The organism is Coprococcus intestinihominis (assembly GCF_040096555.1).
In the GTDB taxonomy this organism is placed as follows: Bacteria; Bacillota; Clostridia; order Lachnospirales; family Lachnospiraceae; genus Coprococcus_A; species Coprococcus_A intestinihominis.
Genome location: NZ_JBBMEK010000087.1, coordinates 1 through 11,482, shown reverse-complemented (window position 1 = coordinate 11,482; position 11,482 = coordinate 1). Strand labels below are relative to the sequence as shown.

Genomic DNA, 11,482 nt, shown 5'->3' with positions numbered 1-11,482 from the left:
CTATGGTCTTGACTTTGAACATACAGCGGATGAGCAGGAAGATTATGGACCTTTTAAGAACAGTGCATTGATCGATTTGATTGAGGCGTTATCTGGAATAGAGGGACTTGAAAGAATTAGCCTTGGTTCACTGGAGCCAAGGATCATTACAGAGAATTTTGTCAGACGCCTCTGCAAAGTGCCTCAGATCTGTCCGCATTTTCATTTGTCATTGCAGAGCGGCTGTGACGAAACACTGAAGAGAATGAACCGACATTATACAACGGCACTTTACCTTGAAAAGTGCGGAATCCTTAGACAGTATTTTGACAGACCGGCCTTGACTACAGATGTGATCGTTGGTTTTCCGGGAGAAACGGAAGAAGAATTTGCACAGACAGAAAGATTCCTTGAGACGGTTCATTTTTCGGATATGCATATCTTTAAGTATTCAAAGCGTCGTGGAACCAAAGCGGCAGATATGCCGAATCAGATTGATCCGCAGATCCAGTCTGTGAGAAGTGAGAAACTGATCGCACTGGGAGAGAGAATGAAAGATGATTTTCTTGAAGCCTGCAAAGATCAGGAGCAGATTGTCCTCATTGAGGAAGAAACGGAAATTGACGGTACGAAATACATGACGGGACACAGTAAGAATTATATCCGCTGTGCTTTTGAAATGGATGGATTAGTACCAAACATGGTGATAAAAGGCACTATTAACAGCAAATTAAATGAAGAATTTGTGTTTTGTAAAAGAATTGATTGAATTCTTGGAATATATATATTAAGATAGTAGTAACCTTGGATAATCAGCCATCTGACAGAAGGGATGTGATTGAGTGGCAGATAACAAGAATACACAGTATTTTAAAGTGAATAATGAGACTGATATTGCGGTCAAAGACATTCTTGAAGCAGTTTATATTGCACTGACGGAGAAGGGGTATAATCCGGTGAATCAGATTGTAGGATATATTATGTCCGGCGATCCGACATATGTGACGAGTTACAAGAATGCAAGATACCTGATCATGAAGGTTGAAAGAGATGAGCTTCTTGAAGAACTTCTCAAGAATTACATTGAAGTGAATCTGAAGTAGCCCATGATGAAGAAGAGAATTATTGGATTAGATTACGGTTCGAAGACTGTTGGCGTGGCGGTCAGTGACCCTCTTGGTTTTACAGCTCAGGGTCTGGAGACGATTACTCGTAAGGACGAGAATAAACTCCGCAAGACGTATGCGCGTATTGAGGCTTTGATCCGGGAATATGAAGCAGAACAGATTGTACTTGGTTATCCGAAGAATATGAACGACACAGAGGGTGAGCGTGTCGAGAAAACGCTGGCTTTCAAAGAGGCACTGGAGCGTAGAACAGGACTTGAAGTGATTCTCTGGGATGAGCGGATGAGTACCGTTGCATCAGAAAGAGTATTGATGGAGGGTAATGTTCGACGCGAAGACAGAAAGACTTATATTGACAAGATGGCGGCAGCCTTTATTCTGCAGGGGTATCTGGATTATCAGAGCTTTTCGGAGAATCAGGCAGAATCAGAAGATTCGGAAGATATATAGTTATAGTTGGATTTATGCATGTATGCAATATGGGGAGAGTAGAAACATGGCAACAAAAACAATTACATTAACAACAGACGATGATGAAGAAATCGAATTAATGGTTATCGAACAGACAATGATCAACAATGTGAATTATCTGCTGGTCACAGATTCTGAAGAAGATGAAGTGGATGCTTATATTCTGAAGGAGACGGGTGCTGAGACCGAAGAGGCCTATTATGAGTTTGTTGAAGACAGCACAGAACTGGAAGTTATTTCCAAAGTGTTCGAACAGATGCTGGACGATATTGATTTGAAATATGAATGATTGATACAGAAATTTCAATCGCTACAAGACATTGCAGAGGAAAAGAAAGGCAGAAGAAGCATGATAGAAGATCAATTGAGCGAGTTCAGGAAGCTGCTGAAGGAAAGAGGACTTAAAACAACCTCACAGCGAATGGCTATATTAAAAGTGCTTCTGTCTCAGCCGGAGTGTCATTTGACGGCTGAGGAAATCTATGACCTTGTGAAAAAGGACTGGCCGGATATCGGCCTGGCTACGGTCTATCGTAATATACAGCTACTATCAGAAATGAACCTCATTGACAAGTTGAATTTGGATGATGGTTATGTACGGTATGAGATTGGTGAACCGAATCAGAAGAGTCACCATCATCATCACCATATGATCTGTGTCAGCTGTGGAAAAGTTTTTGCATTTCAGGAAGATCTGCTTGATAATCTCGAACAGAAGATTGAGCAGACGACGGGATTTGTTGTCAGTAATCATGAAGTGAAGCTTTATGGGCACTGTGCGGAATGCCGCAAGAAGGACGGAGCAAAATCAGAATAGATGCAAGTCTTGTTTCTTTTGAAATATTGTATGAATCCTGTGATTTAACGGAGGTGCAGTTTTTTGAAAGCAAATAAAGGCGTATCAAATGAAAAAATCAAAATTATCCCTTTAGGGGGACTTGAACATATAGGTATGAATATTACCTGTATTGAGTATGAAGACAGTATTATCGTTATTGACTGTGGATTATCCTTTCCGGATGAGGATATGTTGGGTATCGACCTTGTGATCCCGGATGTGACTTATCTGAAAGATAATATAGAAAAGGTAAAGGGCTTTGTCATTACTCATGGTCATGAAGATCATATCGGCGCATTGCCTTATGTTCTTCAGAGTGTGAATGCACCTGTTTATGCGACAAAGCTGACAATGGGTATTATCGAACACAAGTTAAAAGAACATAATATGATGAAGACAACAAAGAGAAAGGTTGTCAGACATGGACAGTCCATTAATCTCGGCTGTTTTAGAATCGAATTTATCAAGACAAATCACAGTATCGCAGATGCTGCGGCACTGGCTATTTATACACCGGCCGGTATTATTGTGCATACCGGTGATTTTAAGATTGACTATACACCGGTATTTGGTGAGATGATCGACCTAATTCGTTTCGCAGAACTTGGAAAGAAAGGTGTACTGGCACTTCTTTGTGAAAGTACGAATGCAGAGCGCTCGGGTTTTACCCAGTCTGAGAGAACTGTGGGCAAGACGATCAGTCGCATTTTTGACGACCACAAGAAAAGCCGTATCATTATTGCAACTTTCGCATCCAATGTGGACCGTGTACAGCAGATTATCAATGCAGCCTATGAACATGGTCGTAAGGTTATCGTTGAGGGCCGCAGTATGGTGAATATCATTACAATTGCATCAGAACTTGGCTATATCAAGATTCCGGAGAATACATTGATTGATATTGATACAATGCGCAACTATCCAGATGATAAGCTTGTCCTGATCACAACAGGAAGTCAGGGTGAGACGATGGCTGCTTTGTCAAGAATGGCAGCAAATACACATCGCAAAGTTTCCATTAAACCGGGGGATACCATTGTATTCAGTTCCAACCCGATTCCGGGCAATGAGAAGGCGGTTACGAATGTTATCAATGAACTTTACCGCAAGGGTGCAGAGGTTATTTTCCAGGATACACATGTTTCCGGTCATGCCTGCCAGGAAGAGATCAAGCTGATTTATGCTTTGACAAAGCCGAAGTATGCAATTCCGGTTCATGGTGAATATAAGCATCTGAAAGCCGGTGCGAAACTGGCTGAGACTATGGGTGTACAGAAAGACCATATTATGCTGATGCAGTCCGGTGATATACTCACAATCGGACAGGAAAAGGCAGAGATCACCGGTCAGGTACCGCATGGCTGTGTGATGGTGGATGGTCTTGGTGTTGGTGATGTAGGCAATATTGTATTAAGAGACAGACAGATGTTGTCCCAGAATGGTCTGCTGATTGTTGTGCTGACACTTGAGAAATATAGCAACCAGCTGTTGGCCGGACCGGACATTGTTTCAAGAGGTTTTGTGTATGTGAGAGAATCTGAATCATTGATGGAAGATGCAAGAAGAGTTGTCAGTGATGCACTGGATGATTGCCTCAATCACAATATTTCTGACTGGAGTAAGATTAAGAATGTGATCAGAGATTCACTGGGAGACTTCCTCTGGAAACAGACAAAGAGAAATCCAATGATCCTTCCGATTATCATGGAAGTATAAGGATGCTGTGGAGAACGTTATGATAAAGAAATTATTCGTAGGTACTTTTGGTGTTGCATTAAATGTTATCATTTATATTTTGGTGATTCTTTTGGCAATTCGTGTGATCACCTGGTCCTATGACTTTGCATATGAAGTTTTTGGTGACAGACCGGTTGCTGAAGCTTCTGAGGAGATTGTACCTGTTCAGATCAGTGATGGCGCCAGTACAAATGAAATTGCGGCCATTCTTGATAAGAAAGGGCTTATTAAGTATAAATATGCATTTATTATACATGTTGGACTGTCTCAGTATAAAGGCATGCTGAAGCCTGGCAATTATGAGCTGAGTCCATCGATGACGATGGATCAGATGCTTGCAGTGATGGCAGGATCAGGTACTGCAGAAACGTCAACAGAATAAGTCGGGGGCTGTGGCAGAATCGAAAGTTTTTTCGGTTCTGCAACAGCTTTTTGCATTGCGTGTATATGCAGCCTCTGCCTGAGCAAAACGGCAGCGGCTGATGATTTGGGTATGTAGCGAGACAGAATGAAGGAGAAAAGTATGATAGTTAATGACAGACTGACATCATATCTGCATTCTTTAGACAGCAGGGAATCAGAAATCATCGAAGCAATTGGCCGTGAGGCAAGGGCTGACAGAGTGCCGATCATCCGTCAGGAGACAGGGAGTCTGTTGAAGGTGTTGCTGAAGATGAATAAACCACAGAGAATACTTGAAATCGGGACGGCCGTTGCCTATTCGGCCATTTTGATGAGCGAATGTCTTGAGCCGGGAGCAACCATAACAACTGTTGAGAAATATGAGAAAAGAATTCCGATTGCCAGGGAGAATATCCGACGTGCCGGCAAAGAGGACTGCATTACATTGATCGAAGGGGATGCACTGGAAGTGATGGCCGGTCTGGAACCGGGATATGATTTTATTTTTATGGATGCGGCCAAGGGACAGTATATCCATTTTCTTCCGGAGGTGTTGAGACTATTGAAGAAGGGCGGTCTGCTTGTTTCAGATAATGTTCTTCAGGATGGTGATATTATAGAATCCCGCTTTGCGGTGACAAGACGGAATCGTACTATTTACAGCAGAATGCGGGATTATCTGTGGCAGTTAAAACATATGAAAGAATTTGAAACAGCTGTATTAACCGTTGGTGATGGGGTGACCATCAGCACGAAACTGACAGAATAGAGGAGAAAAATGACAATGAGAATACCTGAGTTATTAGTACCGGCCAGCAGTCTTGAAGTATTAAAGACGGCCGTGATCTTTGGGGCGGATGCCGTGTATATCGGCGGCGAAGTTTTCAGCCTGAGAGCAAAATCCAAGAATTTTTCTCTCGAAGATATGAAAGAAGGTATTGACTTTGCCCATGCGCATGGGGTTAGGGTCTATGTGACATCGAACATTCTGGCACATAACCAGGATCTGGAGGGTGTCAGAGAATATTTTAAGGAATTGAAAGTGATTCAGCCGGATGCATTGATTATTTCTGATCCGGGTGTGTTTGATATTGCGAGAGAGATTATACCTGAGATTGATGTGCATATCAGTACCCAGGCCAATAATACGAATTACGGCACGTACAATTTCTGGTACCGACAGGGAGCAAGAAGGGTTGTAACAGCCAGAGAATTGTCAATGGAGGAGATTGCTGATATCAGAAAGCATATCCCGGATGATCTGGAGATTGAAACCTTTGTCCATGGCGCAATGTGTATCTCTTATTCTGGCAGATGCCTGCTCAGCAATTATTTCACCGGAAGAGATGCCAATCAGGGCGCATGTACCCATCCATGCAGATGGAAATATGCGGTCATGGAAGAGTCCAGACCTGGGGAATATCTGCCGGTGTATGAGAATGAAAGAGGCACTTATATTTTCAATTCAAAGGATCTGTGCATGATCGAGCATATTCCGGAACTAATCGCAGCAGGTATTGACAGCTTTAAGATTGAAGGCCGTATGAAGACGGCACTTTATGTGGCTGTTGTGGCGCGTACCTATCGAAAAGCTATTGATGATTATCTGAAGGATGAGAACCTTTACAGACAGAACTTGCCTTACTATCGTGAACAGATTGCCAAATGCACTTACAGACAGTTTACGACAGGCTTCTTCTTTGGCAAACCGACTCATGAGACCCAGATTTATGACAGCAATACTTATGTTAAGGAATATACTTATCTTGGCATTATCAATGGACAAAACAGTCAGGGAATGTACGGACTTGAACAGAGAAATAAATTCTCTGTTGGCGAAACGATTGAAGTCATGAAGCCTGATGGCAGGGATCTGCCCGTCAAAGTACTGCGTATCTGTGATGAAGAAGGCAGCGATATGGAAAGCTGCCCGCATCCAAAACAGAAAATCTATGTGGATCTTGGTATTGAACTGAGTGATCAGGATCTGCTTCGAAGAGCTGAAAAATCAGACAATTAGTTCAGCTGAAGGCGGAGCTTTTCAAGTGCTTTTTTCTCGATGCGGGAAACATAACTCCGGGAAATATTCAGCTGCTCGGCTAGCTCACGCTGGGTTGTTTCATGATGGCCGTAAAGACCATAACGACGGATAACGACAAAATATTCCCGCGGCGTCAGAACTTTGGAAAGAATTTTTGACAGCTTCCGGAGAGACTGTTTTTTATCCAGCTGGTCGATGATATCTTCATCCTCTTGCTCAAGAATACTGAGAAGCGTGATTTCGTTGCCTTCTTTGTCTGTGCCGATGGGATCATAAAGGGAGACCTCCCGGGAAAGTTTTCGATCGCCGCGCATGAGCATGAGCAGTTCATTGTCGATACACCGGGCAGCATAGGTTGCCAGCCGGCTGCCTTTTTCAAAGTTATAGGTATTCACTGCTTTGACGAGACCGACGATGCCGACAGAGATCATTTCATCTGTTTCTTTGCCGGAGTTCATATATTTTTTGACAATATGAGCCACAAGACGGAGATTCCTTTCGATGAGAATATCCCGTGCGTGCATATCGCCATTTTGATACTGTCTGAGATAAACGGTTTCCTGCGCAGCAGAGAGGGGCTGTGGGAATGACTGCATGGCAATGCTCCTTTAGCCGGCTTTCTATTTATTTTATGCGCAGAGAGAAAAATAGTGCTTTTCCAAAAAGCAAACAGCAAAAACAGAGGATTTGATCATGATACAACAATTTTATCCTGATGAATGGCTGGACTCAGCCTATGTCATTGATTATGAACAACTTTACAAAGAGGGTTATCGAGGACTGATCTTTGATATTGACAATACATTGGTACCCCATGGCGCTCCGGCTGATGAGCGGGCCATTGCTCTTTTTAAGCGGCTGAGGGAGATTGGATTTTCCTGTTGCTTATTGTCAAACAACAAAGAGCCTCGAGTGAAGATGTTCAATGAAAAGATAGGTGTCTCCTATATTTTTAAGGCCGGTAAACCCGGAAAAAATGGTTATGAGCAGGCAATGAGGAAGATCGGCACTAACAAAAAAACGACGGTTTTCATTGGTGATCAGTTATTTACGGATGTCTGGGGAGCCAAAAGAGTGGGTATCCGCAACATCCTTGTGAAGCCGATCAACCCAAAAGAGGAGATACAGATCGTATTAAAACGACGATTGGAATGGATTATTCTTTATTTTTATAAGAAAACAATGAAAAAATAGTTGAAAAAAGTGCTATAATTTTATATACTATATTTAATTGAGTATTTTAAGGAGGATTTTATAAATGGCTACAATTACTGCAGGTGATTTTAGAAATGGCGTGACATTTGAATATGATAATGATGTATGTCAGGTTATCGAGTTTCAGCATGTTAAGCCAGGTAAGGGCGCTGCGTTTGTAAGAACAAAATATAAGAGAATTATGAACGGTGGTATCAGAGAGGAATCTTTCAACCCTACAGCGAAGTTTGAAACAGCCTACATCGAGAGAAAAGAAGTACAGTATCTGTATGACGATGGTGAAGCTTACAACTTTATGGATCAGGAGACATTCGATCAGTTCGCTATGCCTCATGAAGAAGTTGAAGATAGAATGAAGTTTGTCAAAGAAGAGATGACAGTTAAGATTATGTCTTACAAAGGCAAGATCTTCGACCTTGAGCCACCTCTCTTTGTTGAACTTGAAGTTACAGAGACAGAGCCAGGTTTCAAAGGCAACACTTCTACAGGTGCTACAAAGCCATGTACTGTTGAAACAGGTGCTCAGATTAACGTTCCGCTGTTCGTTGAAATCGGTGACAAGATTCAGATTGATACAAGAACAGGCGAATATCTGAAGAGAGTTTAATTTACGCGAATAATGAGTCAAAGCCCATGCTTGCATGTGGCTTTGACGTTGCTAAGCGCCAGTGGCGCTTGTTCTGCAATGTCCGAAACGGAGTGCAGACATATCGCGATAACAAGTGAGACTCGCAGAGCGTGTTTCATCTCGTTGTTGGAAGAATTTATGTAGGAATACAGACAGGGAGTATCGCCATTGGCCTGACATTGTCGGGTTTTGGCATGCTCCCTTTTATAATTTCATTGGAAATTGTTTCCTGGGAAATTATGAAATGCTCCGTATGGTGCGTATTGCAGCGATAATGAATGGTATCGTAGAAACGATATTATTCGAAGACTGCATATGAATCAGGTCTGATATTGGAGGTAGAATAGAATGAAAGATAGAATTACAGGACATACCGTATTAACAGGACTTCTTGGAAGCCCTGTAGCCCATAGTATTTCACCGATGATGCATAATGAATCCTTCAGACAGTTGGGACTGGATTATGCGTATCTGGCTTTTGATGTAGGAACAGATAACTTAAAGACAGCAGTAGAAGGCCTGAAAGTGCTCGGTGTCCGCGGCTTCAATCTGACCATGCCTGATAAGAATCTGATGTGTACATATTGTGATAAGCTGTCTCCGGCGGCAGAATTGATTGGTGCAGTGAATACGGTTGTGAATGACAATGGCGTATTGACAGGCCACACAACGGATGGCATCGGCTATATGGAAGCAGCCAGAGATGCCGGTTATGATCTGACAGGCAAGACTATGACACTTCTTGGCGGTGGCGGTGCTGCTACAGCTATCTGTGTGCAGGCAGCTTTAGACGGATTGAAAGAAATCCGTGTGTTCAATATTAAAGACCAATTCTATGGCCGTCTTGAGAAGCTGACAGCCAATATCACAGCCAGGACTTCCTGTAAGGTCACACTGCACGACCTGTCTGATGAAAGAGCGCTGTATGACAGTATTGAGACCAGTGATATTCTGACAAACGGTACTTCCGTTGGTATGGCACCGAATACAGATGCCTGCCTCATTAAGAATACAGATGTTTTCAGAAAGGAACTGATTGTATCGGATGTTATTTACAATCCGGAGCAGACGAAGCTTTTGAAGCTGGCATCTGAAAAGGGCTGCCCGACATTTAATGGTTTGTATATGCTGCTGTATCAGGGAGCTGCGGCTTTCAAAATCTGGACAGGGCAGGATATGCCGGTGGATATCATTAAAGAAAAATATTTTACAAGATAGTCTATTAGCAATATTCAATTGATTGAGAAAATGTGCGTTCTGCATAACTTACATTTTACATAATGACGTGAAAGTAAATGATACAGATGACGTGAAACTAAATGATACAGGATAGGAATCATCGTAACTGTTTGCAATAATTATCAGAACGCGCTATAATAAATATGTATGTGTTCGAATTTATGTCATTGTTTTGGACAGGTATAGATATTGTGTAACTGTTCAGAACTAACCTCCAAAATGCTACGCATTTCGTCGGTGTGGCGTATCCGCCAAATAAAATTTCAAAAACAGTCTTAAAAATGCAAGCATTTTATACCTGTTTTTTGAAATTTTGCTTGGCTCTGAACAGTTACGATATTGTGAAATTAAGGAGATCTATATAATGGGTAAATATTTTGGTACAGATGGTTTCAGAGGTGAAGCCAATAAACAACTGACAGTTGAGCATGCTTTTAAAGTGGGTCGCTTCATCGGATGGTATTACGGCGCAGCAAGGGACAAATCCTGCAAGGTTGTCATCGGTAAGGATACAAGAAGAAGCAGTTACATGTTTGAATATGCTTTGGTTGCAGGTTTGACTGCATCAGGGGCAGATGTTTATCTTCTGCATGTTACTACAACACCAAGTGTGGCTTATGTGGTGCGTACGGAAGAAGATTTTGACTGTGGTATTATGATTTCTGCCAGTCATAATCCATATTATGACAATGGAATCAAACTGATCAATGATCGTGGCGAGAAGATGACAGAAGATGTCATTGCTGAGATTGAGGCTTATCTTGACGGAGAGTCCGGTGAAGTTCCGTTAGCTTATGGTGATAAGATTGGCTGTACGGTAGATTATTCCGCGGGAAGAAATCGTTATATTGGCTATCTGATTTCTCTGGCAACACGTTCTTATAAAGGCATGCGTGTAGGTCTTGACTGTTCTAACGGCAGTGCCTGGATGATTGCTAAGAGTGTATTCGATGCGCTTGGTGCCAAGACGTATGTGATCAATAACCATCCGGATGGTTTCAATATTAATACAGACTGCGGCTCCACACATATCCATGTGCTGCAGGATTTTGTCAAAGAGAAACAGCTGGACGTAGGATTTGCTTTTGACGGCGATGCAGACAGATGCATAGCTGTGGATGAGAATGGCAAAGTTATCGATGGTGACCTGATTCTTTATGTATGCGGCCGATATATGAAGGAACACGGCAAGCTGACGAATAATACGGTTGTTACAACTGTCATGTCTAACTTTGGTCTTTATAAAGCCTTTGATAAAGTCGGCATTAACTATGAGAAGACAAACGTTGGTGATAAATATGTCTATGAGAATATGCAGCAGAATGGTCATCGTATCGGCGGAGAGCAGTCCGGTCACATCATTTTCAGCAAATATGCTTCAACCGGTGATGGTATTCTGACAGCTATTAAAGTCATGGAAGTTATGCTGGAAGAGAAACAGTCTCTTGGTAAGTTGGCAGAACCTGTGACCATTTATCCACAGCTTCTGAAGAATGTCCGAGTCAGAGATAAGAAGACAGCAAGAGAAGACAAAGATGTCATGGCCGCTGTTGATGCTGTTGCAGATAAACTCGGCAGTGAAGGCCGTATCCTCGTCCGCGAAAGCGGCACAGAACCGGTTATCCGTGTTATGGTAGAAGCACCGGATGATGCAACATGTGAGAAATATGTTTCAGAAGTCGTAGATGTGATTTACCAGAAAGGCCACGCCGTAGCCCAGTAAAAGGTGAAAGTCCGTCTTCTATTAAATATTGACCACCCCATCATCCAAATCAGGCACGTTCGCACTGCCAATGCCGGAGATC

At 42.4% G+C, this 11,482-nt stretch carries 14 protein-coding genes; 13 read left to right on the top strand and 1 reads right to left on the bottom strand.

The genetic code is table 11. The features are described from left to right. The 9 genes from WMO25_RS08450 to WMO25_RS08410 all read left to right on the top strand — a co-directional run. On the top strand, nucleotides 1-748 hold a 748-nt coding region (locus WMO25_RS08450; protein ID WP_349084959.1), incomplete at its 5' end, for a radical SAM protein. Between the two features lie 73 nt (nucleotides 749-821). Next, on the top strand, nucleotides 822-1,082 hold the full coding sequence (locus WMO25_RS08445) for an IreB family regulatory phosphoprotein (protein ID WP_117527427.1): 261 nt from the start codon (nucleotides 822-824) through the stop codon (nucleotides 1,080-1,082). A 6-nt stretch (nucleotides 1,083-1,088) separates the two neighbouring features. Further along, a complete protein-coding gene (ruvX, locus tag WMO25_RS08440) occupies nucleotides 1,089-1,556 on the top strand; it encodes a Holliday junction resolvase RuvX (protein WP_015514593.1) in 468 nt (155 codons plus the stop codon). A gap of 46 nt (nucleotides 1,557-1,602) precedes the next feature. Next, on the top strand, nucleotides 1,603-1,866 hold the full coding sequence (locus WMO25_RS08435) for a DUF1292 domain-containing protein (RefSeq protein WP_349084958.1): 264 nt from the start codon (nucleotides 1,603-1,605) through the stop codon (nucleotides 1,864-1,866). Nucleotides 1,867-1,926: 60 nt separating this feature from the next. Continuing rightward, nucleotides 1,927-2,394: a Fur family transcriptional regulator gene (locus tag WMO25_RS08430; RefSeq protein WP_215689540.1), complete on the top strand. Its 468-nt coding sequence runs from the start codon at nucleotides 1,927-1,929 to the stop codon at nucleotides 2,392-2,394. 63 nt (nucleotides 2,395-2,457) lie between these two features. Further along, a complete protein-coding gene (locus tag WMO25_RS08425; protein ID WP_349084956.1) occupies nucleotides 2,458-4,131 on the top strand; it encodes a ribonuclease J in 1,674 nt (557 codons plus the stop codon). A gap of 19 nt (nucleotides 4,132-4,150) precedes the next feature. Then, the gene (locus tag WMO25_RS08420; protein WP_015514590.1) at nucleotides 4,151-4,534 is read left to right on the top strand and encodes an endolytic transglycosylase MltG; all 384 of its coding nucleotides are present in this window, start codon (nucleotides 4,151-4,153) and stop codon (nucleotides 4,532-4,534) included. A gap of 141 nt (nucleotides 4,535-4,675) precedes the next feature. Then, nucleotides 4,676-5,323 carry an O-methyltransferase gene (locus WMO25_RS08415; RefSeq protein ID WP_015514589.1) on the top strand — a complete coding sequence of 216 codons (648 nt, stop codon included), beginning with the start codon at nucleotides 4,676-4,678 and terminating at the stop codon, nucleotides 5,321-5,323. 15 nt (nucleotides 5,324-5,338) lie between these two features. Further along, on the top strand, nucleotides 5,339-6,574 hold the full coding sequence (locus tag WMO25_RS08410) for a peptidase U32 family protein (protein ID WP_117539019.1): 1,236 nt from the start codon (nucleotides 5,339-5,341) through the stop codon (nucleotides 6,572-6,574). Here the strand turns inward: WMO25_RS08410 and sigK are convergent. Beyond that, nucleotides 6,571-7,191 carry an RNA polymerase sporulation sigma factor SigK gene (sigK, locus tag WMO25_RS08405; RefSeq protein WP_349084954.1) on the bottom strand — a complete coding sequence of 207 codons (621 nt, stop codon included), beginning with the start codon at nucleotides 7,189-7,191 and terminating at the stop codon, nucleotides 6,571-6,573. The genes WMO25_RS08410 and sigK overlap by 4 nt on opposite strands. A gap of 97 nt (nucleotides 7,192-7,288) precedes the next feature. Between sigK and WMO25_RS08400 the strand changes: the two genes are divergently transcribed. From WMO25_RS08400 to glmM, 4 genes are all read left to right on the top strand, one after another. Next, nucleotides 7,289-7,789 (top strand): YqeG family HAD IIIA-type phosphatase, encoded by a 501-nt coding sequence (locus tag WMO25_RS08400; protein ID WP_015514586.1) that lies wholly within the window; start codon nucleotides 7,289-7,291, stop codon nucleotides 7,787-7,789. Nucleotides 7,790-7,853: 64 nt separating this feature from the next. Beyond that, a complete protein-coding gene (gene efp / locus WMO25_RS08395) occupies nucleotides 7,854-8,417 on the top strand; it encodes an elongation factor P (RefSeq protein WP_015514585.1) in 564 nt (187 codons plus the stop codon). A 369-nt stretch (nucleotides 8,418-8,786) separates the two neighbouring features. Next, nucleotides 8,787-9,656, top strand: coding sequence for a shikimate dehydrogenase (aroE, locus tag WMO25_RS08390; RefSeq protein WP_117539021.1), 870 nt, complete (start codon nucleotides 8,787-8,789; stop codon nucleotides 9,654-9,656). Nucleotides 9,657-10,041: 385 nt separating this feature from the next. After that, entirely contained in the window at nucleotides 10,042-11,400 is a 1,359-nt protein-coding gene (gene glmM, locus WMO25_RS08385) for a phosphoglucosamine mutase (RefSeq protein WP_227081963.1), read from the top strand. The last annotated feature ends 82 nt before the right edge of the window (nucleotides 11,401-11,482 follow it).

What these genes read in the sequence shown, in the direction of transcription:
- ruvX (WP_015514593.1), top strand. Translation starts at nt 1,089, where the DNA reads ATGAAGAAGAGAATTATTGGATTAGATTACGGTTCGAAGACTGTTGGC.
- WMO25_RS08435 (WP_349084958.1), top strand. Translation starts at nt 1,603, where the DNA reads ATGGCAACAAAAACAATTACATTAACAACAGACGATGATGAAGAAATC.
- WMO25_RS08430 (WP_215689540.1), top strand. Translation starts at nt 1,927, where the DNA reads ATGATAGAAGATCAATTGAGCGAGTTCAGGAAGCTGCTGAAGGAAAGA.
- WMO25_RS08420 (WP_015514590.1), top strand. Translation starts at nt 4,151, where the DNA reads ATGATAAAGAAATTATTCGTAGGTACTTTTGGTGTTGCATTAAATGTT.
- WMO25_RS08415 (WP_015514589.1), top strand. Translation starts at nt 4,676, where the DNA reads ATGATAGTTAATGACAGACTGACATCATATCTGCATTCTTTAGACAGC.
- WMO25_RS08410 (WP_117539019.1), top strand. Translation starts at nt 5,339, where the DNA reads ATGAGAATACCTGAGTTATTAGTACCGGCCAGCAGTCTTGAAGTATTA.
- sigK (WP_349084954.1), bottom strand. Translation starts at nt 7,191, where the DNA reads ATGCAGTCATTCCCACAGCCCCTCTCTGCTGCGCAGGAAACCGTTTAT.
- WMO25_RS08400 (WP_015514586.1), top strand. Translation starts at nt 7,289, where the DNA reads ATGATACAACAATTTTATCCTGATGAATGGCTGGACTCAGCCTATGTC.
- efp (WP_015514585.1), top strand. Translation starts at nt 7,854, where the DNA reads ATGGCTACAATTACTGCAGGTGATTTTAGAAATGGCGTGACATTTGAA.
- aroE (WP_117539021.1), top strand. Translation starts at nt 8,787, where the DNA reads ATGAAAGATAGAATTACAGGACATACCGTATTAACAGGACTTCTTGGA.
- glmM (WP_227081963.1), top strand. Translation starts at nt 10,042, where the DNA reads ATGGGTAAATATTTTGGTACAGATGGTTTCAGAGGTGAAGCCAATAAA.